The organism is Streptoalloteichus hindustanus (genome assembly GCF_900129375.1).
GTDB lineage: Bacteria > Actinomycetota > Actinomycetes > Mycobacteriales > Pseudonocardiaceae > Streptoalloteichus > Streptoalloteichus hindustanus.
Window position 1 is genome coordinate 14,775 of the sequence record NZ_FQVN01000014.1, and the last position, 23,754, is coordinate 38,528.

At 70.6% G+C, this 23,754-nt stretch carries 24 protein-coding genes; 15 read left to right on the plus strand and 9 right to left on the minus strand.

Annotated elements, in window-relative coordinates; genetic code table 11:
* The first annotated feature begins 88 nt into the window (after nt 1–88).
* Nucleotides 89–457 (plus strand): hypothetical protein, encoded by a 369-nt coding sequence (locus BUE43_RS28650; RefSeq protein WP_073489304.1) that lies wholly within the window; start codon nt 89–91, stop codon nt 455–457.
* Nucleotides 458–660: 203 nt separating this feature from the next.
* Nucleotides 661–1,524, plus strand: a complete 864-nt coding sequence (locus BUE43_RS28655) for a helix-turn-helix domain-containing protein (protein ID WP_073489496.1) — start codon at nt 661–663, stop codon at nt 1,522–1,524.
* A gap of 72 nt (nt 1,525–1,596) precedes the next feature.
* Here BUE43_RS28655 and BUE43_RS28660 read toward each other — a convergent pair whose 3' ends face one another.
* From BUE43_RS28660 to BUE43_RS28670, 3 genes are all read right to left on the minus strand, one after another.
* Complete coding sequence (locus BUE43_RS28660) at nt 1,597–2,070, minus strand: thioredoxin family protein (RefSeq protein ID WP_073489306.1); 474 nt, start codon at nt 2,068–2,070, stop codon at nt 1,597–1,599.
* 75 nt (nt 2,071–2,145) lie between these two features.
* A complete protein-coding gene (locus BUE43_RS28665) occupies nt 2,146–2,505 on the minus strand; it encodes a rhodanese-like domain-containing protein (protein ID WP_073489308.1) in 360 nt (119 codons plus the stop codon).
* 110 nt (nt 2,506–2,615) lie between these two features.
* A complete protein-coding gene (locus BUE43_RS28670; protein ID WP_073489310.1) occupies nt 2,616–3,611 on the minus strand; it encodes a LysR family transcriptional regulator in 996 nt (331 codons plus the stop codon).
* A 301-nt stretch (nt 3,612–3,912) separates the two neighbouring features.
* Between BUE43_RS28670 and BUE43_RS28675 the strand changes: the two genes are divergently transcribed.
* Genes BUE43_RS28675 through BUE43_RS28685 form a run of 3 tightly spaced genes read left to right on the plus strand, consistent with a single transcriptional unit; the run spans nt 3,913 to nt 6,970 of the window.
* Nucleotides 3,913–4,614, plus strand: coding sequence for a tRNA-dependent cyclodipeptide synthase (locus BUE43_RS28675; RefSeq protein ID WP_073489312.1), 702 nt, complete (start codon nt 3,913–3,915; stop codon nt 4,612–4,614).
* Nucleotides 4,611–5,960, plus strand: a complete 1,350-nt coding sequence (locus BUE43_RS28680; protein WP_073489314.1) for a purine-cytosine permease family protein — start codon at nt 4,611–4,613, stop codon at nt 5,958–5,960. The genes BUE43_RS28675 and BUE43_RS28680 overlap by 4 nt, the downstream gene beginning before the upstream one ends.
* Nucleotides 5,961–5,962: 2 nt before the next feature.
* Nucleotides 5,963–6,970 carry a LysR family transcriptional regulator gene (locus tag BUE43_RS28685; protein WP_073489316.1) on the plus strand — a complete coding sequence of 336 codons (1,008 nt, stop codon included), beginning with the start codon at nt 5,963–5,965 and terminating at the stop codon, nt 6,968–6,970.
* Nucleotides 6,971–7,135: 165 nt separating this feature from the next.
* Here the strand turns inward: BUE43_RS28685 and BUE43_RS28690 are convergent, their stop codons facing one another.
* Nucleotides 7,136–8,584 (minus strand): gluzincin family metallopeptidase, encoded by a 1,449-nt coding sequence (locus BUE43_RS28690; protein ID WP_073489318.1) that lies wholly within the window; start codon nt 8,582–8,584, stop codon nt 7,136–7,138.
* Between the two features lie 222 nt (nt 8,585–8,806).
* On the opposite strand from BUE43_RS28690, the gene trxB reads away from it, so the two are divergent.
* From trxB to BUE43_RS35700, 6 genes are all read left to right on the plus strand, one after another.
* Nucleotides 8,807–9,805: a thioredoxin-disulfide reductase gene (gene trxB, locus BUE43_RS28695; protein ID WP_083960265.1), complete on the plus strand. Its 999-nt coding sequence runs from the start codon at nt 8,807–8,809 to the stop codon at nt 9,803–9,805.
* Nucleotides 9,806–10,061: 256 nt separating this feature from the next.
* Nucleotides 10,062–10,610 carry a hypothetical protein gene (locus tag BUE43_RS28700; RefSeq protein ID WP_073489322.1) on the plus strand — a complete coding sequence of 183 codons (549 nt, stop codon included), beginning with the start codon at nt 10,062–10,064 and terminating at the stop codon, nt 10,608–10,610.
* A gap of 272 nt (nt 10,611–10,882) precedes the next feature.
* A complete protein-coding gene (locus BUE43_RS33840) occupies nt 10,883–11,185 on the plus strand; it encodes a hypothetical protein (RefSeq protein WP_073489324.1) in 303 nt (100 codons plus the stop codon).
* Nucleotides 11,164–12,267, plus strand: coding sequence for a LolA-like protein (locus tag BUE43_RS28710; RefSeq protein ID WP_143174458.1), 1,104 nt, complete (start codon nt 11,164–11,166; stop codon nt 12,265–12,267). The genes BUE43_RS33840 and BUE43_RS28710 overlap by 22 nt, the downstream gene beginning before the upstream one ends.
* Before the next feature lie 426 nt (nt 12,268–12,693).
* A complete protein-coding gene (locus BUE43_RS28715) occupies nt 12,694–13,527 on the plus strand; it encodes a WXG100 family type VII secretion target (protein WP_073489328.1) in 834 nt (277 codons plus the stop codon).
* A 49-nt stretch (nt 13,528–13,576) separates the two neighbouring features.
* The gene (locus BUE43_RS35700; protein WP_143174459.1) at nt 13,577–15,442 is read left to right on the plus strand and encodes a hypothetical protein; all 1,866 of its coding nucleotides are present in this window, start codon (nt 13,577–13,579) and stop codon (nt 15,440–15,442) included.
* A 163-nt stretch (nt 15,443–15,605) separates the two neighbouring features.
* On the opposite strand, the gene BUE43_RS28725 is transcribed toward BUE43_RS35700, so the two are convergent.
* Nucleotides 15,606–15,809, minus strand: a complete 204-nt coding sequence (locus BUE43_RS28725; RefSeq protein WP_073489332.1) for a ferredoxin — start codon at nt 15,807–15,809, stop codon at nt 15,606–15,608.
* Entirely contained in the window at nt 15,806–16,996 is a 1,191-nt protein-coding gene (locus BUE43_RS28730; protein ID WP_073489334.1) for a cytochrome P450, read from the minus strand. Before BUE43_RS28730 ends, BUE43_RS28725 begins: the two co-directional genes overlap by 4 nt.
* Before the next feature lie 129 nt (nt 16,997–17,125).
* Between BUE43_RS28730 and BUE43_RS28735 the strand changes: the two genes are divergently transcribed.
* Complete coding sequence (locus tag BUE43_RS28735; protein ID WP_073489336.1) at nt 17,126–17,737, plus strand: TetR/AcrR family transcriptional regulator; 612 nt, start codon at nt 17,126–17,128, stop codon at nt 17,735–17,737.
* A gap of 85 nt (nt 17,738–17,822) precedes the next feature.
* Nucleotides 17,823–18,941 (plus strand): serine hydrolase domain-containing protein, encoded by a 1,119-nt coding sequence (locus tag BUE43_RS28740; RefSeq protein WP_073489338.1) that lies wholly within the window; start codon nt 17,823–17,825, stop codon nt 18,939–18,941.
* Between the two features lie 149 nt (nt 18,942–19,090).
* Here the strand turns inward: BUE43_RS28740 and BUE43_RS35705 are convergent, their stop codons facing one another.
* Nucleotides 19,091–20,005 (minus strand): NAD-dependent epimerase/dehydratase family protein, encoded by a 915-nt coding sequence (locus tag BUE43_RS35705; protein ID WP_073489341.1) that lies wholly within the window; start codon nt 20,003–20,005, stop codon nt 19,091–19,093.
* Between the two features lie 87 nt (nt 20,006–20,092).
* Here BUE43_RS35705 and BUE43_RS28750 point away from each other — a divergent pair, with 87 nt between their 5' ends.
* On the plus strand, nt 20,093–20,572 hold the full coding sequence (locus BUE43_RS28750; RefSeq protein ID WP_200797704.1) for a MarR family winged helix-turn-helix transcriptional regulator: 480 nt from the start codon (nt 20,093–20,095) through the stop codon (nt 20,570–20,572).
* A gap of 29 nt (nt 20,573–20,601) precedes the next feature.
* Here the strand turns inward: BUE43_RS28750 and BUE43_RS28755 are convergent, their stop codons facing one another.
* A complete protein-coding gene (locus tag BUE43_RS28755; protein ID WP_200797705.1) occupies nt 20,602–20,988 on the minus strand; it encodes a winged helix-turn-helix transcriptional regulator in 387 nt (128 codons plus the stop codon).
* Between the two features lie 81 nt (nt 20,989–21,069).
* On the opposite strand from BUE43_RS28755, the gene BUE43_RS28760 reads away from it, so the two are divergent.
* A complete protein-coding gene (locus tag BUE43_RS28760; protein WP_073489345.1) occupies nt 21,070–22,545 on the plus strand; it encodes an MFS transporter in 1,476 nt (491 codons plus the stop codon).
* A 108-nt stretch (nt 22,546–22,653) separates the two neighbouring features.
* Here BUE43_RS28760 and BUE43_RS28765 read toward each other — a convergent pair whose 3' ends face one another.
* A complete protein-coding gene (locus BUE43_RS28765; RefSeq protein WP_073489347.1) occupies nt 22,654–23,751 on the minus strand; it encodes a hypothetical protein in 1,098 nt (365 codons plus the stop codon).
* Nucleotides 23,752–23,754: the final 3 nt, after the last annotated feature.

The window sequence follows — 23,754 nt, forward strand, 5'->3', positions numbered from 1 at the left end:
TGCGGCGGCGGGTGCGGGACAGGCTGCCGGCGGACCCTCGCGCCGTCTTGGCGTACGAGCTTCGTATGCGGGCTCTGCGGGGTGGCCGGTGAACGTCACAGATCAGCGGGCGGTGGAGGCGTTTCCGGAGTTGGGGCACCTGATCGCGTTGCGGAACCTGGGGTGGCGGTTTCTGCCTCCGCTGGTGCGGAACGGGGTGCCGGTGGAGGTGGACGGGTTCTGGGAGTGGCCGGGTGGGTGGTGTGACGTGATTCGGGTTCGGGACAGCTCGGAGGCGTTGGGGCTTCGGATGACGGGTGGGCGGCGGCCGGGGGTGGTGTGGGAGTACGAGGGCGGGATGGTGGATGTGGTGGCGGCGTTGGTGTCGTTGCCGCCGCCGGGGGAGCGGTTGGCGCCCAGGTTGGTCACGGCGGCGGCGCCTCGGCTGTGGACCCCGGCCGAACCTCTTCTCCAGTAGGTCTTCTCCAGGTTTCCTGTCCGCGTTTTCTCGTCACGCTCGCGCGGGCAGGTGCTCCGGCTGGGTCGTCCCATCTGGCCGGGGCAGCGGTGGGGCCAGGTATGCCCTGGCCCCACCGTTTCACAACGAGCACGTTCTACCGCGAACACCCCTTCGGAAAGGGCAGTCTTGATTTCTCTTCGTTCGACGGTGTGGGGGCGCTGATGGCTGACCACGCTGTGCCGGCCACTTCGGCTAGTTCGGCCACGGTTGGTGAGCGGATGGCCGCCGCCGAGCTGCGCCACCGGCGGGAGGCCGCCGGGTACACCGTGCAGGAGGTCGCTGTGATGATGGACGTCTCCGCCAGCAAGATCTCCCGGATCGAGCACTGCCGGCGGGGTCTCAAACTGGTGGATGCCGCTGGGCTGCTGGCGTTGTACCGGGTGACTGGAGCCGAGCGCGAGGCGTTGTTGGACCTGTGCCGGCCGAACACCCCCACCCGGGGGTGGTGCTTGGCCACGCGGGAACTTCCTCGGGCGCACATGCACCTGGAGTCGAAGGCCACGCGCGTCACGATGTTCGACGCCCTGACCATCCCCGCGCCGCTCCAGACCCCGGACTACACCCGTCACCTGTGCGGGGACCTGGGTCTGACGCCGGAGGAGACCGAGCGTCGGATGGCCTGCGCCTGGGGTCGTGGTGAGGTGCTCTTACGGGACCGCGCACCGGAATCCGCCATGTTCGTCAGTGCGGCCGCGTTGTCCCGGTTGACTGGCCCCGCACAGGTCATGGCGGCGCAGTACGAGCACCTGGTGAACCTCGCGTGGCGGCGGTCGATCACGTTCCGGGTGGTGCCGGCCGAGGTCAGCGCCCCGCGGCTGGGCGCGTTCGCGTTCTACGAGTGCGAGGACCTGTCCCCCGTCGTGGTGCTGGAGACGCCCAGGGCGGTGTCCTTCGTGGACGGACCGTCCGAAGTGGACTACTACGCCGAGGCGATCGGCGGGCTGCGCCGGGTGGCTCTCGACGCCGACGCCTCGGTCGAGCACGTTCGCGCGCTGCTGGATGCCGTAGAGAAGGAAAGCCAGTAGCCGCAGGGGAAGCCGGGATGGCCGGAGGTCCGGTTGTCCGATGTGGACAACCGGACCTCCGGTGGGGATGGATCAGCCCTTGGCCAGCTGGGCGTCGATCCAGCGCCGCAGGGCGGCTTCGCCGTTGTAGCCGACCTGACGGGAGTTCGCGTACTCCTTGGCGTTGCGGATGGGGGCCAGCGTGGGCAGGTACTTCACGCGGTACTTCTGCATGATCGCGCGCTGGGTGTCGGCGTCGACCTCGCCGAGCACGAACTGGCCCTCGTACTCGGCGGCCAGCCGCTCGATCACCGGCTTCATCTGGCGGCACGGGCCGCACCAGGAGGCGCCGAAGTCGAGGACGACCAGCTTCTCCTTCGACATCTCCAGGACCTCGTCGAGGTTCTCCGAGGTCACGGTGATGACGTTCTCGCTGTTGGTCTTCACGCTCGCGGCGGCGGGAGCGGGAGTGGTCTCGGCCGAGGCCAGACCGGCGTGGGCGGTCAGCAGCGTGGCGGCCGTGACGACGGCGCACACCGCGGTGCGGAGCAGGGACTTGACAGCCACGAGGGCCTCCTAGGGAACAGGGATGCAGGGGATCGCCGCGGCCCGGCGCGGGGCGCGGACGGCAGGGGGAAGGCGTTACTGGGCGGACTCGGCCTTCACGGTGGGCAGGCCGGCGGAAACCCAGTCCTCGATGCCCTCCCGGTACTTGTAGACGCTCTGGTAACCCATCTGGAGCAACCGCTGCCCGACCAGCTCGCTGTTGCGGCAGGCGACGTTGGCGCAGTAGACGACCAGGGTCGCGCTCTTGTCCGGAACGACCTTCGGCGCGAGTTCGGTGGTGAACGCGGCGGCCTGCTCGTACGGGAAACCGGGAATGTTGACCGCGGTGGGCAGGTGTTCCCGCTCGTAATAGGACACGGGCATGGTGTCGACCACGACAATGTTTCCGGCGTCGATTCCCGCCTGTATCTCGGCACGCGTGATCAGAGGCAGCATATCGGTTCCTGTCCGCGGGTCGTCGGGCTCAGGCCGTTCGGCCGAACTCTCGGTGTCGCTTCCGCGTCCAGTGTTGCCGCGTCCGGCGCGTCCGGCCTACTGCCAGGCGCTCATGCCGTGCGCTTATTCACGCCCGTGTCCGGCGGGAGAAACGGCTGGACGGCCTGGGCCATCCGCCGCTCGTCCAGCCACCGCCGGTAGTGGTCGTTCTTTTCCGCCATCAGTTCGTAGGCGGTGAGCAGCGCGCGCGGCAGCCGGCCCGACGCGAGGTGCGAGACCGGGCTGTCCTTGCGCCACAACAGGATGTGCTGGACGGTCATCGGGTCGCCGACCAGCGGGCGCACGACCAGGCCGGGCCGCGCCGGGCGGGTGGGCTGCACCAGGGTGACCCCGAGGCCGCCGAGCACGAGCTCGTCGCGGGCGGTGTCGACGTCGTGGGTGATCCGCGGCGTGAACCCGTGCGCCAGGCACATCTCCCGGAACACCACGCGGCAGCCCTCCCCGCAACTGGAGACGATCCAGTCCTCGTCGGCGAGGTCGGCCAGGTCGACGTGCGAGCGGTCGGCGAGCCGGTGCGTGGCGGGCAGCGCGACGAACGCGGGCTCGCGGACGAGCACCCGCGCCTCCAGCTCGTCGGGAACGGTCTGGGTGCGGTCGCCGCACATCATCACCAGGGCGAGGTCGATGCTGCGCCGGGCGACCTGGGATAACAGCCGCGTGCGGGACATGTCGGCCCTGGTGCTCACCGAGACACCGGGCAGCGCGCGCCGCAGACAGCCCACCAGCGCGGCGGTCATCGCGCTGTCGTTCCAGCCGACCCGCAGCCGGCCGGCCGGCTCGTGCTCGCGCGGCCGGAAGTCGCGCTCCAGCTCGTCGAAGGCCGGCACGATCGCCTCGGCCCTGGCCAGCACGAGCATGCCCACCCTGGTGGGCCGGACCCCACGCCGGTCACGTTCGAACAGCTCGCAGCCGACGACCTGCTCGATGCGGCGGAGTTGGTGGCTCAACGCGGGTTGAGCCACCCGCAGCTCGACGGCCGCGCGGTTGAGGCTGCCCGCACGGGCGATCGCGCAGAGGATACGCAGGTGGCGGACGTGGAGTTCCATGGCCCTTATTAGTGGTATGCGGTGGGGTTATGTCACTACTTTGCGTCGAATGGACTCCACCTTTACTCCTTGCGGAGTAAAGAACTGGTCCGTTCGGTTCCGGTGGAACGGTGTTTTCTTGCAGGATGATGGCGGGCACGGGGTCTCGCGTCGGTCAGGTCCGCGGCACCGCGGCTGCGCCGATAACCGAACGGCATGATCGTCTGACATTACCCGGACGTCGGAGGCGATCGCAGAATCGTCGCACGCTCCACCATTCGGTCGGAGCCTCTCCCGCCACCCCCTGCACTGGGAGACGATGATGCTTCTCGCCGCTCCTCTCACCGATTCCTGCGCCGGCCCGTTGTCAACAGGTAGCCATGTGTGCATCGGTGTCAGCCCATTCAACAGCTACTTCAGCGTCGACCGGATCGCGGCCATCGCCCGGTGGGCGCAGCGATCTTTTGACGCGTTCCACTTCTTCGTCCCCGACGGCGCCTCGGTGCACACGCTCGAAGCCCTCGGGTACCCCCCGAACCGCGCCCGGTACAAGGCCGGCCGGCAGGGCCAGTACGTCATCAACAAGATCCACCGGGCGCTGGACGAGGTCGGCGTCGCCGACCCGACCGGCTACGTCCTGAGCTCCGCCGCGCTGGACGGCGACCCCGCCTACCTGGCCCTGCTCGACCGGGTCCACGCCGAGTTCGACGACAACCCGGCCTTCGCCCACGAGTGCCTGGAGGCCAGCAGGTGGGTGCTGGACCGGCGGCTGCCCGACGGGGAGGAGCCGACGCCGGACCAACTGGCGATCGCGGTCCGCTACTTCCTCGCCGAACTGCCGATGTTCCTGGACACCGTCTCGATCGCGAAGGTGGAAAGTTCGGTTTTCGCCTACCACCAACGCGTTCACTTCCTGGAACTGCTCTACCGACAGGAACTGTCACTCACACCGCACCCCCGACAGGGTTTCGTCGTTCTGTCCCATGACGAGGCCTCGACCCCAGACGGAGGAACGTTCGCATGAGCCGGCCCCCCAGCACCGGCCGGTCCGACCCGCCGGCCGACGTCCACGACGACCACTCCCTGCGCCGGGTTCCGCCGCAGGACAAGGTTTCCTGGGTCACCGTGGCGATCCAGCGCTTCGGTCAGGTCTCGGCGCTGCACCAGTTCATGCTCGGCGCCGCGCTGGGCCTGGGCATGACGTTCTGGGACGCGTTCATCGCCATCACCCTCGGGTCGGTGATGCTGGAGGTCGTCACGATCCTGATGGGCGTCGCCGGGATGCGCGAGGGCGTCTCGACCTCGGTTCTGGCCCGATGGGCCGGATTCGGCAACCGCGGCTCCGCGCTGGTCGGCCTGCTCGTCACGATCAGCCTCGCCGGCTGGTTCGGTGTCCAGAACGGACTGTTCGCGCGCGGCCTCAGTGGACTGGTCGACGGCCCGCCGCAGTGGTTGTGGGCCCTCATCGGCGGTGTGGGCGTCACGGCGATCGTGGTGTTCGGGTTCCGATTCATGGCGTGGACCGCATATCTGACCGTGCCGGCGTTCCTGCTGCTGGCCGGCTGGGCGATCGTCAGCCAACTGCGCGACCACTCGGTCGGCGAGCTGGTGTCCTCGCCGGCGCCCGGCCCGACGATGTCGATCGCCGAGGGCACCACGCTGGTCGCGGGCGCGTTCATCATGGGCGCGGTCATGACGCCGGACATGACCCGGTTCAACCGGTCCGTGTCCGACGTCGTGAAGCAGACCGTGATCAGCGTGACCCTGGGCGAGTACCTGATCGGCCTCACCGGCGTGGTCCTCGCGCACGTGGCGCGCAGCGCCGACGTCACCGTGATGATCACGTCGACCTCGGGGACGCTCGGCGCGCTGGTCCTCGTCGCGGCGATCGTCAAGATCAACGACTGGAACCTCTACTCCGCGTCGTTGGGCCTGGTGAACGCGGTGCACGTGCTCACCGGCCGAACCGTGACCCGAACCCACGCCGCGCTGATCCTGGGCGGCGCGGGCACCGTGCTGTCGGCGATCGGGATCCTGGAGCACTTCACCACGTTCCTGACCTGGATCGGGGTGATCACACCGCCGGTGGCCGGCATCGTGATCGCGGAGTACTTCGTGGTGCGGACCTGGCGCGGGCAGCTCGCCGACTCGCTGCGCCGGGGCGAGCTGCCGGCGGACCCGCCGGACTGGCTCCCGCTGTCGCTGGTGTGCTGGGCCGTGGGCACCGCGGTCGGCGCCGGCGTCTCGGTCGGCATTCCCACCATCAACTCGGTCGTGGTGGCGTTCGTGCTCTACGCCGGGTTGGGGCGGCTCAGAAGTGGACGGAGATCACGGGCCGCGGCGCCCGAACCGGAGACAGTGGCTGGGTGACCATGGAGTTGGACACACATCACCTCCGCCTGGTGCGAGCGATCGGGGAGACCGGCAGCCTGAGCAAGGCTGCCGTTCTCCTCGGCGTCAGTCAGCCGGCAGTGAGCTACAAGCTCAAACGGCTGGAGACGCTGCTCGGCCAGCGCCTGTTCGAACGAGGCGGGTCGGCGGCGGTGGTGCCGACGCCGACCGGCGAGCTCCTGCTTCGGCGGGCGCTCGCCGTCCTGCCGTTGATGGAGGACTTCCTGCACGACATCGAGAGCCGGGCGCACAACCCCGTGCACAGCGACCAGATCCGGCTCGGCACCGTGTGCACCCCGGTCATCGAGCGCGTCCTCACGGTGCTCAACGAGACCTTTCCGATGTCCAGGGTTTCGATGCTGGCCTACGAGTGCAGCGTGCTGCTGCTGTCGATGGTCGCGCAGCACCGGCTGGAACTGGCCATCGTCAAGGAGTACCCCGGGTTCGAGCTGGACGTGCCGCCGGGGGTGCGGACCGAGGTGATCACGAAGGACCCGTCGATGGTCGTGCTGCCCGCGGGGCACCCCTTCGCGGAGCGCTCGGAGATCACCCTGGAAAGCCTTGCCGGCGAGCGGTGGGTGCTGCCGCCGCCCGGGGCCAACCGCTTCCACGAGTACTTCCGCGCGACGTGTTGGTCGTTGGGGTTCGTGCCCAACGTGACGCACACGGCGGAAACCTGCGCGGAGACCAACAACGCGGTGCGGGCCGGGGCGGTCGGGCTCAGCCAGGGGGTGTGCGAGATGAACGCGCGCAACGTGTTGCGCCCCCTGACCACGAACATCCTCGACCGGCGGTTCATCATGGCCTGGCACCGCGACGGTCCGTTCGCCGACAACGGGTCGGCGGTGGCGGCGGCCGCCAGGACGGCCTACCGGGACCGGCTGCGCTCGGCGTTGACCGCCTACGGCTGTGCTGATTTCTGGGCCGACTTCCGGGCTGATCCCGGCGCCGGCCTCTGGGCGGTGTCGAGGCGCGATCCCAGGACATGACCCACCAGGACATGAGCCCACGAGATCCGAACCCCCGAGAACCGGACCCACGACAACCGCACCGACGACCACCGAATCCCCGGGACCGGGCCCGGAACGCCGAAGGGGCGGGAGCTGGGACGTAGGCGGTCGTCCCAGCTCCCGCTGTCGCGTCCCGGGCAGGGGTCAGGACGCGGGCGGCGTCGGCCGGAGCAGGGAGTCCGGCGGCACCGTGGTGCCGTCGACCCAGGCCGAGTAGAAATCGTGGAGATCGCGGTCGGCGACGGCCTCGGTGAACAGCCGCCAGTCGTACCAGCCCTGCGGCCAGTTGTCGTTGATCTCCGGGAAACCGCGGAACATGGTGAAGAACGCGCCGTCGCCGAGGTGCCGGCGCAGCGCGTGGACCATCAGCACGCCCTTGTCCGAAACCGAGAACTCGTTGCCCCGGCCCGGATCGGACAACTTCCGGCCCCAGAAGGCCGAACCGTTGCCGGCGGCCTTCAGCGCGGCCTCGTAGCGGGCGTTGATGTCCACTCCCTCGCGCTCGGCCTCGTAGAGCCAGACCGAGTACCGGGCGAAGGACTCGACCAGCGGCGCGTCCTTCCACATCTTGACGCCGAGCTTGTTCGTCCACCACTGCGCGGCCGTCGCGTAGACCACGTCCGCCGTCGTGGCGCAGGCGCCGTAGACGGGCCGACCCTGCGCGGGGTAGGTGAAGCGGAGCCCGTCGGCCAGGTACATCCCGCCCGCCGTGCCCTGCGGGTAGTCGCCCAGTTTCTCGGTGAGGAACCGGACGGCCTCGGGCAGCGCCGCGGCGAGGTCCTCACCGTTGGGCGAGTTCCCCTGCACGGCGTGCACCGCCTTGACCCCGCCGGGCAGCTCGGCCTCGGTGACGTCGAACCGGCCGATGCCGATCATGGTCGAGGACGGGCTGACCAGTTTGTCCTCGGTCCAGGTGGTGGTGGAGTACCCGTACTGAGTGGACTGTCCGGTGCGCTTTCCGTTGGACACCACGGTGTAGCCCTGCGGGGCGGTGACGGTGACCTTGAAGGTCGCCTTGTCCACCGAGGTGTCGTTGACCGGGTACCAGGTGCGCGCCGCGTGCGGAGCGCCGGCGGCGAAGGCGCCGCCCTGGCGGGACCGCTGCCAGCCGACGGGGCCGCGACTGGTGGAGATCGCGGAGGGAACACCGGCGTAGCTGACCTCGACGGTGAACTCGGCCCCCTTGGCCAGGGTGGACCCGGGCCGGATGACGAGCTCGTGCTCCCCGGCGCGCTGGAAGTTCGCCTTCGCGCCGTTGACCCGCACCGAACTGACCGTCATGCCGCGCAGGTCCAGGTTGAACTGGCTCAGCTCCTGCGTCGTGGTGGCCTTGATGACCGCCTTGCCCGCCACGTAGTTGTGGGACGGGTCGTAGCCCAGGGTGATGTCGTAGCTGGCGACGTCGTAGCCGCCGTTGCCGTCCTTGGGGTAGTAGGGATCGACGCCGAGGACGGTGCCGTTCGGTGCCACGTGGACATAGCCGTCGGTACCGATGGTCGACGCCGCGGCGCCAGCCGAACCGGGCGCCAGCAACGATCCCGCGGTGACCGCGAACCCGAGCGCGGCGACGTGCCATCGCTTGCGCGGAACCATCTGTGGACCTCCTTTCCGCGGGACGTCCCGAAGTCCGGGGTCGCCCGACGTCGCGAGTCTGGTGTCGCGCCAGGTCGGTGGCCACTGCCACTTCGTTCTGACGGCGGCTTATCCGCCTCGCGCATAACGCCGTGGCATCGCGCGCCGGCACTACCCGCGCGCGGTGCGGGCCGGCGACGGTGAGGGTCGGAAAACCGGCGGAAATCGGAGAAAGGCGGCATCGTGGCGGCGCAGTTGGAGGACGTGATCGTGATCGGCTCCGGGCCCGCCGGGTACACGGCGGCGCTGTACCTCGCCAGGGCCCAGCTCCGGCCGCTGGTGTTCGAGGGCACCACCCCCGGCGGCGCGTTGATGACCACGACCGAGGTGGAGAACTTCCCCGGCTTCGAGGAGGGCCTGCTCGGCCCCGACCTCATGGGCCGGATGCGGGCGCAGGCCGAGCGGTTCGGCGCCCGACTGGTGACGACCGACGTGGTCGGCGTCGACCTGGCCGGCCCGGCCAAGACCGTCTTCGCCGACGAGCGGCACCGGGCGAAGGCCGTGGTCCTCGCCATGGGCGCGCAGCCCCGGTACCTCGGCGTCCCCGGTGAGGCCCGGCTGCTGGGCAGGGGGGTGTCCTCCTGCGCGACCTGCGACGGGTTCTTCTTCCGGGACCAGGACGTCGCGGTCGTCGGCGGCGGCGACTCGGCCATGGAGGAGGCCCTGTTCCTCACCCGGTTCGCGTCGTCGGTGACGATCGTGCACCGCCGCGACACCTTCCGCGCCTCCACCATCATGGTGGAGCGGGCGAAGGCCAACCCGAAGATCTTCTGGTTGACCAACCACGAGGTCGCCGAGGTGGTGGGCGAGTCCTCGGTGACCTCCGTGCGCCTGGCCGACCGGGACGGCGAGCTCCGCAAGCTGGACGTCACCGGCCTGTTCGTCGCGATCGGACACACGCCGCGCAGCGAGCTGGTCCGGGGTCAGGTGCCGCTGGACGAGGACGGCTACGTCCTCGTGGACCCGGACTCCACCAGCGTCGGGGTGGCCGGGGTGTTCGCCGCCGGCGACCTGGTGGACCGGCGTTACCGGCAGGCCATCACGGCGGCGGGCTCGGGCTGCTCGGCGGCCATCGACGCCGAGCGCTGGCTCGCCGAGCACCCCGACCCGCTCGGCGCCGCCGGTGTTGCCGGTGCCGCGGGTGTCGCGGGTGTCGCGCAGTCGGTTCGGCCGCTCCGCTGACCGTGATCCACAGTGGACTGGACCACGAGCATTGGTGAGGTGATTTTCCGGGCGGAACGGGAATCCGGTGCGACGGGTGCGTGACAGTCGCGAGTGGACATTCGCGGACAGGTCGACTGTCCGTTGAGGACGCCAGTGGGACCAGGATCACAGCCCGCGGGGCGGCCCCGACGGGACCGATCGACTAGCGTCCGCCGCGAACACGCACCGACGGGCCCGTCCGGAGTGGCGGGAGCACTGGGGGTTGGACCGCTCTATGAAGATCAAGTCGTTGTTGGCCGCACCGTTGCTGGTCGGCGTCGTCCTGGCCGCGAGCGCCCTGCCCGCGTCCGCCGCCGAGACGGAGACGACCACCGAGCAGCCCGCGCCGGTCGTCCTGGAGGACGTCGACAAGGGCAGCGTCGACCTCACCGAGGACGGCCATGGCGGGAAGGCCCCGATGGGCGCGGCCGCGCGACGCCTGCCCTACCTGTGCAAGGCCAGCGTGGACTACCCGCACAACTCGCACACCACGACGCGCACCATCAACGTGCACTTCGACACCAAGTGCGGGCGGACCGCCCCCAACCTGTCCACGGAGGGGTCGCTCTACCGCTCCCGCTGGTACGGCTGGGAGCACCTGACCACCAAGAGCGGCAACAAGTCCAACTCCCGCAACCTGCGCGTGGTCGCGCCGAAGGGCTGCAAGCCGGGCACCAAGTACCGCTACCGCGGTCAGGCCCGGTTCTACGTGAGCGGCCCGGAGGGCCGGGGCTCCGCCCACGTCTACAACCAGAACGACAGCGAGATCACTTGCCGCGGCTGACCCGTCGCGGGGCGCCGGGGCCGGTCGACCGACCGGCCCCGGCTCTGCCGTTGGCGTTCGCCGCCGTGACGTGCGCCCTCGTCGCGGGGTGCACGAGTCCGCCGCCCGCACCGCCCGCGCCGCCCGCCGACCCCCTGCCGTTGGCGCGTCAGGGGGACGTCGCGCTGCCGGTGGTGGCGGCCCAGTGGCCGGGCCGGGGCGGTCAGAGTCCGCCGGCCCGAATGGAATGGCGGCCGTCGGGCGCGTCGGGCGGATCTTCGGGGGAGGCGAAGGTGTCCGCGACCGTCGCGGCGAAGTCGGCCCCCGCGTACGTGTCGATCATGGCGCACAGCAAGGTGAACGCCGAGGGCATCCCGGACGAGACCGACCAGGTGGTCCTGGAGTGCGGGGAAGGCATCACGAAACCCGGCTGCACGATCAGCCAGGGCTCCGGTGAGTACTCCGGTGAGTACACAGTGGAGTCAACCGCTCCGCTCGACGCGCGGCACCCGTACCGGGTTCTGTACGTACAGTGGGCTCCGGGTGATCCGGAGGCGGGGGAGAGGTGGGTGTCGTGGCAGTTGCCGACTGGCTAGGTGCTCCGCCCCCTGACGGGGACAGCGCGTTGCCGGCGTGGGCCCTGGCCCGCATGGCGGCCACCGGCGCCGAGGACCTGACGTTCCGCGCTGTCGTGCGGCGGTCCGGTGCTCCGGACTCGGTCGATCTCTCGGGCAGGTTCGGCGGCACGGCGCCGGGCGCCGGGGGAGTTGCCGAGCCCGGTGACGAATCCGTTGAAGTGACGGGATTTCCTGGCGTGGCCTGGCGGGACGCTCTGGCGGACCCGGCCCTCGCCGTCCTGTTCGACCCGGTGGTCCTGGTGCGCGACATCGGTTCGGCCACCGCTCGGCACGGTGTCGTGGCCGGGCGGCCCTGCGTCCTGCTCGACGTGGTCCCGCACCCCGTCTGGGCCGATCCGGAGAGCGCGTGGTGCCCGCCGGGCGCACGGCTGACCCGTCTCGCGGTGGACACCGCCACCGGATTCCTCCTCTCCGCCGAACTTCTCGCCGACAGCGGTGTCGTCGCCCGCTACGAGATCACGTCCCTGGAGGCCGGGTCAGTGACGCCTGAGGGCGAACCGCTGTTGTCGTCGGGTCGGTGGCCGGCTCTCCCGCCCTCGGCACAGGACCGTCCTGGTTGGACACTCGCCAGGATGGCCGCCACCCTGCTCGATTCCGTGTCCCTGCGGGCCGAGGTCGAGATCCGGGCCGAGACCAGAGAGCTGTCCTTCGACGGGCTCCCGCCGGTCGGGTCGCGGCGGTGGACCGTCGGGGTCACGACGCCGGACGGGGCTCGCCGCGAGCTGACGATGGGCGACGACCACGCCCCGGACTCCGCGCCGTTCCCGGTCGCCCGCCTGGCGGAGCTGCTCACGCCGGCGCGGATCGTGTCGCACCTGACCGACGTGACGGTTGTGGGCGAGACCGTGACGGCATCGGTGCGGCCGATGCGCACGTTCCCCTTCAGCGCTTGGGCGCCTGACGAGAGTGTCCACTGTGAGTTCACTGTGGACGGTGCCACCGGGGTGCTGCGCTCCGCCGCACTCCACTCCGCCAGACGACGCTCGGGCTCAGGCTCGATCCTCGCCGACTACCGGCTGAACGCCATCGAGGTGATCTGACCCGGGATGGCCGGCGCGGCCGTGTCGTCGTCGGGTGCTCGGAGAACGCCGCGCGCCACCCGAAGCCGGAGATCGACACCGGCCGCTCCTGGTGAGTTCACCGCCCCGACACCTTCGCCCGCTACCGGGCCGCTGGCGGCCCGTGGTCCATCGCGGGGGACAGCGCTCGGAGTGGCGAGGGGGTCGTTCGGGCAGAGTTCGGGGACGAAGGGGCACGGCGCGTGCTCCGGCCCTGAACGGCGGCTTCGCCCGGACCTACCCTCTCCCGCGTGGTCGTGGCCCGGGTGGCCGCTGCCCGTCCGTCCGAAAAGGACATAACGGAAACGCCGTTCCGCGTCGGGAGCCCCCCAGTCCCCGCACGCGGGACGGCGTGCCGTGGACGGCGCGCGGCGACCGGGCAATGGTGGGCCGAGCGGAGGAGCGTACGTGGTCGTCGAGGTGACGGACGAGAACCAGTGGCGCGGGTCGGGTTTGTTCGAGGCCTACCACGGGTTGGTCCAGTCGATCACGCAGGACGCGGAGAGTGAGACCGTCCAGGTCCTGGACATCACGTTCAACGCGATCGGCGCGGCGGCGATGACCGTGAAGTTCGCGGTCGACCCCATCGGGACCCTGCTGGCCGCCGGGGTGGGCTGGCTGATCGAGCACGTCAGCTTCCTCCGCGAGCCGCTGGACGCGTTGATGGGCGACCCCGACGAGATCCAGCAGAACACCGAGGCGCTGAAGAACCAGGCCAAGGAGGTCCGGGCCGTCGCCGACGACCACAAGCGGGCCATGGCGTCGTTCGACGGGTGGACCGGCCAGAGCGCCGACGCCTTCCGCGCCACGATGAACAAGTACGGCGAGGAGTTGGACTCGCTGGCCGAGACGGTCGAGGGCACCGCCAAGGTCGCGGCGGTGACCGGCGTGCTCGTGGTGGTGCTGCGCGACATCGTGCGCGACATCATCGCCGAGGTGATCGCCCAGCTCATCAAGGGCGCGTTGATCGCCCTGGCGGCGGCCGCCTTCACCTTCGGCGCCTCCATCGCCGGGTTCATCGGGTTCGCGGTGGGCAAGTGCGCCGCGGTCGCCGCCGACATCGCGAGCCGGATCGCCCGGCTGACCGCGGCCTTCGGCCGCCAGGGCGGCCGGCTGGCCAAGCTCGGCGAGAGCATGGGCAAGCTGCGGACCGGTTTCGAGCGGTTCGACAACGTCGCCGACGTCGGCGAGGTCGGCCACGAGATGGCCAAGGCGGGCGACGCCTACAAGAACGCCCCCTGACCCGCGCCCGCCACCCCGTCCTTCCCCGCAGCGGAGGAGAAAACACAGCATGGCTCGCCACACCGGCGGGGGATCGTCCGGATCCTCCGGCTCGTCCGGGAACCCCGGCGGCAACTCGAACCCGCCCCCGCCACCTCCTCCGCCGCCCCCGCCGTCCCAGCAGCCGCCGTCCCAACAGCCGCCGGCCCAGCAGTCGCCACCGGCGACGTCGCCGCCGCCCCAGGGCGGCCAGAACAACCCGACGTCCAACAACGGCCTGCCGCAGGGCAACACCGGTGTGGGCATGGTCGACTCGTCGATCGACGGCCTGACCCAGCACTTCGGCAACCTCGAAAGCCGGCTGTCCACCCTGAGCAACGGAATCCAGCAGCACCAGCTCTCGCCGGGCTCGTACGGCCTGGTCGGCTCGGCGATCGCCGGGCAGGTGAACAACACCATCAGGGAGGCGGGCAACACCGCCGGGCGCGCGGCCTCCGCCGCGGGCAACATCCAGGGCGGGGTGCGCGCCTCGCACAACACCACGCGGCAGACCGACGAGAACATCGCCTCCACGCTCACCGGGATGCACCCGGACAGCGTCGGCGTCACGACGCCGCCTCCCCCGCCGCCGTCCCAGTCGGTGCCGCCGCCTCCTCCGCCTCCGCCGGTGCGTCAGCCGCCGTCGAACGGCGCGGACACGACGACCAACCCGTCGTCCGCCCCGCCGCCCCCGCCTCCGCCGGTGCGTCAGCCGCCGCCCAACGGCGCGGACACGACGACGACGCCGTCCTCGTCCGTGCCGCCTCCGCCTCCGCCGCCCTCGACGATTCCCCAGGGGGGCAACGTGCCGCCGCCCCCGCCCCCGCCGGGCAACCAGTCGAACAACGTGCCGCCCCCGATGCCGAACACGACGCCGACCGGGCACGTGCCGCCCCCCACGGGCGGTCGACCGGGCGGCCCGCCGCCCCCTCCGCCGCCCATGGGTGGCCGGCCGGGCGGCCCGCCGCCCCCTCCGCCGCCCATGGGTGGCCGGCCGGGCGGCCCGCCGCCTCCGCCGCCGATGCCGAACTCCGGACGGCCCGGTCCGAGCCGGCCGGGCGGTCCGGGTCGACCGGGTGGACCGAGCAACCAGGGCGGTCCGAGTAACCAGGGCGGACCGTCGCAGCAGCCCGGTGGCCACGGGCAGCAGCAGAACCCGCCGCGGCCCGAACGCCCGCTGGCGGAGCAGGTCGCGGACTACCGGCAGCAGTTGGGGATCGACCCCAACCGCCCGTTGCCGGTCCTGCGCCTGCCCACCACGATCCCGGACCCCAACAACCCGGGCGGAACGATCACGCCCACGATGAACACGCCGGTGAACATGCTCCCGCCCGAGTTCCGGGTCGGGATCGCCGACAACGACACGCGGCCCATCGCGACCGTCATCGGACTGCCGCCGGCCGACCTGGCCAACCCGGAGTTCGCCAACTACCCCGCGCACAACTTCGCGCAGAACGCCGGCGGTGGCGCCTACGTCCCGAGCAGCGGCACGCTGTTCGTGGCGAGCGGGCAGCCGGAGAACACGATGTTCCACGAACTGGGGCACGTGCAGCAGCACCAGAACGGCTTCACCCAGCACAACACGCAGAACACCGTGCTGGAGTACCACAACGTGCTCACCAACGAGAACCGCGTCAACGCGGACAACCCGCGGTTCTCGTACACGCTCCAGCAGGGTGACGCCCAGCGGTACTCCGCCGTGGAGTGGAACACGATCCGGGAGCACGCGGCGAACAACCTGCCGCCGGAGCAGCGTCAGAACACCCTGACCCTGCTCGACCAGATCTACCAGGACACCGCGCAGATGGGGCCGCAGGGCGAGCAGACCAGGCGGAACCTCATCGCCGAGTACTGCAGGGCCAACAACATCCGCCCGCCGTCGAGGTGGAACGTGTGACGGTGGTCGCCGCCGCGAGGCGGTGGTGACCACCGGCGCCGACCGGGGCAGCCGCGCACCGAGGTGGGCGGCGTGCCGTTCTGGGGGTCTGGGGTAGGCCCCGACGACGTGGCCTACCCCAGTCCCGGTCTCCTCCGGAGCCTGACGTGTCCTCTGTGGACGGTCAGGGTTCCTCGTGGACGGTCAGCGCGGCGGCCGGGCAGAGCCGCGCGGCCTCCAGCGCCCCCTCGCGGAGGTCCGCCGAGGGTCGCGCGTCGAGCACGACCACGCGGCCCTCGTCGTCGTCCTGGTCGAAGATCTCCGGTGCGGTCAGCGCGCACATGCCCGCGCTGACGCAGAGTTCCCTGTCGGCCTCGATCCTGGTCATGACTCAGTGTCCCAGGCGACCGGGAGCTCGTGCACGCCGTACATGATCATGTCGTCGCGCAGCGGCACCTCCGCCGGCGGCACCGCCAGCCGCAGGCTCGGGAACCGCCGGAACAGGGCGGGGAACGCCACGCGCAGCTCGACCCTGGCGAGCTGCTGGCCCAGGCACTGGTGCACGCCGTGCCCGAAGGCGACGTGCCCGGCGGCCGGCCTGGCCAGGTCGAGCGCGTCCGGGTCGGTGAACCGCTCCGGGTCCCGGTTGGCGGTGGGCAGCGAGACCATGACGGACTCGCCCGCCCTGACCTGGACGCCCTCCACCTCGACGTCCGCCAGCGCCGTGCGGACCGTGCCCGGCACGACCGGCAGGAAGCGCAGGAGTTCCTCGACCGCGTTGTCGACCGTCTCCGGGTTCGTGATCACCGGGATCTGCTCGGGGTGGCACAGCAACGCGAACGTGCCCAGGCCCAGGCTGTTCGCGGTCGTGTCCAGGCCCGCGCCGAGGAGCATGAACGCGAGGTTGGTCAGCTCCTCGTCGGTCAGCCCGGCGTCGTCGGTGACCAGCCCGCTGAGCAGGTCGTCGGTCGGCTCGACCCGCTTCCGGCCGACCAGTTCCCCGAGGTAGGAGAAGATCCCGACCATGGCGTGCTGCCGCTCCTCGGGCGTGGCGTCCCGCCGGGACATCTCCGCGGCCTCGCGCTCGAACCGCGTGCGGTAGTCCTGGGGCACGCCGAGCAGCTCGCAGATCACCATCGCGGGGATGGGCGAGGCGTAGGCCCGCACCAGGTCCACCGGCGGGCCGGCCGCCGCCATCCGGTCCAGGTGCTCCTCGGCGATCTCCTCGACGCGCTCGGTGAGCAGCCGCATCCGGCGGACCGTGAACTGGCCGGTCAGCAGCCGGCGGTAGTGGGTGTGGTCCGGCGGGTCCATGCCGATGAACATCCCGGGCGGGGCGGGGGGAGTGGGCCCGGCGCCGCTGAACGGGGTGCTGCGCAGCTCCTGGCGCGCGCTGAAGACCGGGTTGGCGAGCACCTCGCGGATGGTGGCGCGCCGGGTGACCATCCAGCCGAGCTTGCCGTCGGGGTAGCGGACCCGGGCGATCGGGCGTTCCCCGCGCATCGCCATGAGCTCCTTCGGCGGGCTGAACGTGCCGCCGCTGGTCAACGGGAACGTCAGGGGTTCTGTCGTCATCGTCGCTGTCCTCACCGGGCGACCGGCCTTGCGCGGTCGTCCACGTCGTGTCGTCGACACCGGCCATAAAACTACATCGAGTGTAACTCTACAACCAGAGTAGCGTTACTACTCATGTAAACTTTTCGCATGGACGAGTCGCGGCGCGAACGCAAGAAGCGGCAGACCCGGCGGCTGCTCGCCGAGACGGCCCTCCGGCTGTTCCTGGAGCAGGGGTACGAGCAGACGACCGTGGCGCAGATCGCGGCCGCGGCGGACGTTGCCACGAAGACGTTCTTCAACCACTTCCCGAGCAAGGACGACGTGCTGTTCGTCGACCACCGCGAACGGGTCGAGACCGCGCTCGCGGTGATCGCCGACCGGCGCGAGGGCGAGAGCGTCGCCGACCTGCTCACCCGCGCCTACGAGGTGCTGCTGGCCGAGTTCCGGGCCGGGGGCGTCGGCCGGGACGACACGTCGCTGTTCGGCGCCTACCCCGAGTTGATCAAGTCCGTGCCCTCGCTCCAGGCCAAGGCGTTGCAGGTCTCGTTCGCCATGCAGAAGGAGATCGCCGGCGCGCTGTGCGCGGCGTACCCGGACAAGCTCGACCCGGTCAGCGCCGCCGCCGCGGTCGGCTCCCTCGTCGGCGCCACCCAGGCCGCCGCGATGACCAGCCTGGAGCTGGGCCAGAACGACGCGCAGTTCTGGGCGGCGATGCGCTGCGGCGTCGACGTCGCCCTGCGCGGGCTGGACAGGTACTGACGCCTCGCTACTTCCGTTGCCCGCGCTGCCCGCGAGGACAACGTGGTGTTGACCCCGCCCCGAGGTCAGGCTGGAACCTGGCCGCATGACGAACAACATCACTTCCACGGCCGTGCCGGAGGTCGCCGCCGGGCAGGACCGCCCGGAGCTGCGGGAGGCCATGCAGGCGTTCATCGATGCCGGTTTCGCGGGGATGCAGTTGCGCGTGCGCGACGAGCGGGGCGAGTGGGTGGGCAGCGCCGGGGTGCGGAAGCTGGGTGAGACCGCGAAGCCGCCGACGAACGGGCGGTTCCGAATTGGCAGCAACACCAAGACCTTCGTCGCGACCCTGGTGCTGCAACTGGTGGGTGAGGGCAAGGTCGGACTGGACGCGCCGGCGGCCGACTACCTGCCACAGTTCAATGTGGACCGACGGATCACGGTGCGGATGCTGTTGCAGAACACCAGCGGGGTGGTCAACCACACCGGCGACTTCTACGACGGGAAGGCTATCCCGGGACTCCCTTCGACGGGCCAGGAATGGGTGGACAACCGGTTCCGCACGTACCAGCCGGAGGAGCTGGTGCGGTTCGCGTTGTCCAAGCCGCTGCTGTTCGCGCCGGGGACGGACTGGAACTACTCCAGCACCAACTTCACCCTGGCCGTGCTGCTGGTCGAGCGGGTCACCGGCCACTCGTACGCCGAGGAGACGCAGCGGCGAATCCTGCGCCCACTGGGGCTGGAAGGCACTGTGGTTCCCGGCGCCGACCCGGAGATCCCCGAGCCGCACGCCCACGGCTACTACCGTTACCAGCACGCCGGTCAGTGGAAGGTCGTCGACGTCACCCGCCAGAACCCCTCTCTGCTGGTCGGCGGCGGTGACATGATCTCGACCACCCGGGATCTCCAGACGTTCTTCTCCGCGCTGGTCGGCGGCAAGCTCCTGCCGGCCCCGCTGCTGGCCGAGATGTGCGAGCCGCACCCGAAGACCGGCTACGGCCTCGGGCTGTTCGTGGAGGACGCGGGCTGCGACGTCACCGTCCTGCGCCACAACGGCAGCACCCTCGGCTACGGGGCGTTGATGTACGGCACGCCCGACGCCAGCAAGATCCTGACCGCCTCGATGACCGCCGGCGACGCCGAAACCGACCTGCAGGAGGAGTACCCGAAGGCGCTGGACAAGCTCCTCAGGGCGGTGTTCCGCACCGGGCAGGCCACGGACTGACGCCGGTGGGCTCCACAGAGGACTGATTCGGACCGGTTCGGACCGATCCGGACCGGTTCGGACCGATGTGGGCGGCATCCGCCCCGACCCCCAGCCGGAGCGGATGCCGCCGTCCTCAGTGGATGATCAGCGCGGGGGCTGGCCGGGTGTCAGGCGGCGGTCAGCTCGTGGCGGATCCAGTCGAGCACGGAGGCGTGCTGGGGTGCCCAGCCCAGTTCGGCGCGGGCGCGGGCGCCGCGGACCCGGCTGTTGGAGCCCAGGGCGTAGACGGCGGGCTCGTAGCCCCACTCGGCGATCGCGGAGTCGATGTCCCACGGCTGGGCGGGGCCGAGGTTGAGGGCGTCCGCGATGGCCTGGGTCATGTCGGCGAAGGACGCCTCGCCGTTCTCGACGAAGTAGAACGAGCCGGCCGGCGCGTCGGCGAGGGCGCGCAGGTAGAGGTCGACCACGTCGTCGATGTGCACAGTGGACCAGATGTTGTGGCCGGGGCCGACGTGCCGGGCCACGCCGGAGTTCCTGGCCTGGGCGACGAGGCGGGGGAGCTGGACGCTGTCGCGGGCGATGCCCCGGCCGTGGCCGTAGATCAGGGTGTTGCACAGGACGACGGAACGGACGTTCTGGCTCGCGGCGTCGAGGACCAGGCGGTCGATGGCGACCCGGGGCGCCTTGTCCGGCGCGGGCTTCCACGGGCCGTCGGGGCGGACGTCGTCCTCGGTGAACACGAGGTCGGAGCCCGCGCCCCGGGTGTCCTCGCCGACGATGCTCGACCCGCTGGTGTGCAGCAGGGGTTTGCCCGAGCCGGCCAGCGCGGTGGTCAGCGCCTCGACCGCTCCGCGGTGGTCGCTGTCGGCCGCGTTGATGACCGCGTCCGCCCGGTCGGCCTCGCGGGCGAGGACGGCCGCGTCGTCCAGCGTGCCCGCGACCGGCTCAACCCCCCGCTCCACCAGGGCGTGCGCCGTGTCCGGCGAGCGGGTCAGGCCGGCCACCTCGTGGCCCTCGCGCACGAGCCGGGTGGCGATCGATCCGCCGATGTAGCCGGTCACTCCGGTCAGGAACACACGCATCGTCAGGGCTCCTCGCAGTCCATGCACGGCGAATATGTGCTTGTGCAGATACTGTTCATGCACGGATGGTCTGTCAAGCTGTTCCCCATGCCGACACAGCACCGCCGACCCGTGATCCACCTGCCGACCCCGCTGGAGCGGCGGTGGCAGGCGTTGCGCCGCTTGCAGGCGCGGATCGACGACGCGGCGGAGCGCGCGTTGCAGGCACAACACGGCCTGTCGCTGTCGGAGTACCTGGCCCTGGCCGCGCTGGCGTTCTCCGACGACCACGGGCATCTGCGGCAACAGGTGCTGGCGGAGGCGATCCCGCTCAACCACAGCTCGGTCAGCCGTCTCGTCGGCCGGCTGGAACGCGCCGGGCTCAGCGAGCGCTACCTGTGCGAGTACGACCGACGCGGCGTCTACACGCAGATCACCGCGCAGGGCCGGGAACTGGTCGAGGTGGCCCGCGAGACCTACCTCCATGCGCTGCACGCAGTTCTGCGCGAGGCACGGGAGGATGCCGAACTCGCGCCCCACGCGGACCACCTCTTGTCACTGTCCAATGAGGACGGTGAGGTGTCGTAGGAACGCCACGTCATGCGTGGTGGTGGATCTCAGGCGGGCGACTCCGCCGCGTCGTAGACGGCACGCGCCTTCGCGATGTCGGCGCGGTGGTTCTCCGCCCAACTCACCAGCCCGCTCAGCGACGCGTGGAGCTCGCGCGCCATGGGGGTGAGGCTGTACTCCACCTTGGGCGGCACCGTCGGGTAGACCGTCCGCTCAAGCAGCCCGTCGCGCTCCAGCTTCCGCAGGTTCAGCGTGAGCATGCGCCGGCTGATCCCCTTGATCGTGCGCTCCAGCTCCGTGAACCGCACGGGGCCGTGCGCCGCCGCGACGATGATGCCGATGCTCCACTTCCCCGCCACGTGGTCGAGGACCTCGGTGATGGGGCACGCCTCGGTCATGAGCTGCTCGGGCACATCGGTGTTACCCCGTGACATGAAAGTGCCTCCTTCCGCTGAGCCGCATGGTTACAGAAGATGGCCGCTGTTACAAAAAGTGCGCCATCGAACGGAGCAACCATGTCCCGCGTCGGCTCGGAGGCCAGGAGATCCCCCTGGTTGGCGCTGTCCGTCCTCTGCATCGGACAGCTCATGATCATTCTGGACGGCACCATCGTGAACGTCGCGTTGCCGTCCATCCAGGACAGCCTCGGGTTCTCCGAGTCGGGCCTGGCCTGGGTCGTCAACGCCTACCTCGTGCCCTTCGGCGGGCTCCTGCTGTTGTCCGGCCGGCTCGGCGACCTGCTGGGCCGTGGCCGGGTCTTCGCCGTCGGCCTGGTGGTCTTCACGGTGGCGTCGCTGCTGTGCGGCCTCGCCCAGAGCCCGGCGGTGCTGCTGGGCGCGCGGTTCCTCCAGGGTGTCGGGGGCGCGGTGGCCTCGTCCGTGACGCTCGCGATGGTCGTGACCCTGTTCGCCGAACCCGGGCAGCGAGCCAAGGCCGTCGGCGTCTACAGCTTCGTCCAGTCGGCCGGCGGCACGATCGGCCTGCTCTCGGGCGGAGTGCTCGCCCAGACCGTCGGCTGGCACTGGATCTTCTTCGTGAACGTGCCGATCGGTGTGGTCGCCACGGCCATGGCCCTCCGCGTCCTGGATGCCGGCCGGGGCGCCGGTCTCGACCGGAACACCGACTTCCTCGGTGCTGCCCTGGTGACGGCGGCCCTGACCCTGGCCGTCTACACGATCGTCGAGACGCCGAACCACGGTTGGGGCTCGGCACACACGCTGGTCCTGGGCGCGGGCGCGGTGCTCCTGCTCGGCGCGTTCCTCGTTCGGCAGGCCAGGGCGGCCAAGCCACTGCTCCCGCTTCGTCTCTTCCGCTCGCGCAGCGTCTCCGGAGCGCTGGGAACGCACACCCTGATGATTTCCGGGATCTTCGGCTTCCAGTTCTTCGTCGTGCTCCACATGCAGAAGGTCCTCGGCTTCGACCAGGTTCGGACCGGATGGGGCGTGGTGCCCGTGTCCCTCCTGATCGGACTGATGTCCCTGTTCGTCGCGCCCCGCCTGATCGCCCGCCTCGGCGCTCGCACGGTCCTGCTGGTCGGCCTGGCGCTGCTCGCCCTCGGCCTGCTGCTCCTGGGCCAGGTCTCGGTCGACGGTGGCTACGTCACCGACGTCCTGCCCGCCACACTCCCGCTCGGCGTCGGGTTCGGCCTGGCGATGCCGGCGCTGGCCGGCCTGGCCATGTCCGCCGCCGCGCCCGAGGACTCCGGGATCGCCTCCGGCATGTTCAACACCGTGCAGCAGGTCGGCAGCGCGCTCGGCCTCGCGGTGCTCAGCACGATGGCCGTCGCGCACACCGACACCCTGCTCGGCCAGGGCGAGCCGCCGGCGGTCGCGCTCACCAGCGGCTACCAGCTCGCGTTCCGGGTGGGTGCCGGCCTGGTCGTCGTCGCCCTGTTCGTGGCGGCCACGGTGCTGCGGTCGGCGAAGAACAGCCGCCAGCAGAGGGACGCGGAGCCGGCCCCGCGAGCGGAACCGGTGGGCTCCACCCGCTGATTCCACATCCCGGTCCTCTCCCACGCGCCAGTCGTGGGGGAGGACCGGGACTTTTGTCCATTATGGACACTTGATGTCCTTTCTCTCCTGCGGCTCGGGCAGTACGGATCACAGAAGCCTGTGGAGTGCGTCTTCGGCCTTTCCCGCAGCTGTGGTAAGAGCTTGCGAGTGGTCTGTTGAGAGGCTCCCGGCGTCGAGCCCCGATGCGGCGAGCACGGCGTTGAGTTTCTGTCTTTGCGCATTGGTCAGCTGAGAGTGCGTCAGGCTGTGGTTCAGGACGTCGCGGGCGGCGTAGGCGTCGAGCATGGCCACGTCGGCGACGGCGTCCCGCAGGAGGGCAACACAGGGGCCGGTTCGGTTGCGGGCCAGGTCGAGTGCGGACAGTCCGACCCGAGCCTGGAACGCGGCGGTGGCGGGGTCGGGTGGGGAGACCAGCGCCAGTGCCTCCCGCAGAGCGTGATCCAGCTCTGGCTGCGGCGTTGGTGAGGTCTGGGGCCGGCAGCTGATGCGCAGGAGGGTCGCGACGGAGTTTTCCCACGGCTCTGTGGGAGTGGTGGATTCGATCGTGGCGCGGGCCTGCTGGTCGAGGCCGCGTTCCATCAACGACATGATCACGATTTGGCGGCCGTCGAGGAGTCGGTTGCCGACTCCTCGGTGGGCGGTCATGGCTTCGGCGGCCTCGGTCCAGCGGCCGATTCGCGCCAGAGCCCTGGCACCGTCGACGAGAACGCTCACCCACAGTTCTTCGGAGATCTTTCGGTGGTCGGCCTCGGTGCGGATCAGTGCGGACAGGTCGACGTCGTGGCCGTGGATCGTGGCTGTCTCACGACGTTGGGCGGCACGGTACAGCCGCAGCAGCAGGTCGTAAGCACCCTCGCCGTTGCCCTCGCGGGTCAGCAGTCGCGAGATGTTGATCAAAGGCATGAGTGACATCACGGCGATGTCCGGTGAAAGGGTTCTGGCTTCGGCGAAGACTCGATGCTGTCTCCAGCACAGCTCGGCGGCCAGGTCGGGCATGCCGACGTCGGAGGCGATCAGCGCGGCGTAGTTGAGGACGCCGCTGGCGCGGGCCACCAGGTCGTGGTGGCCCGCGCCAGCGGGCTCGACGGTCAGCGCGGTGAGATGCGTGATGCGTTCGGCCAGCGGTAACCCAGCGGCCTTGGGGCGGCGCACCAGCGGGATACGGCCGGCGATCGCGGGAACCATCGG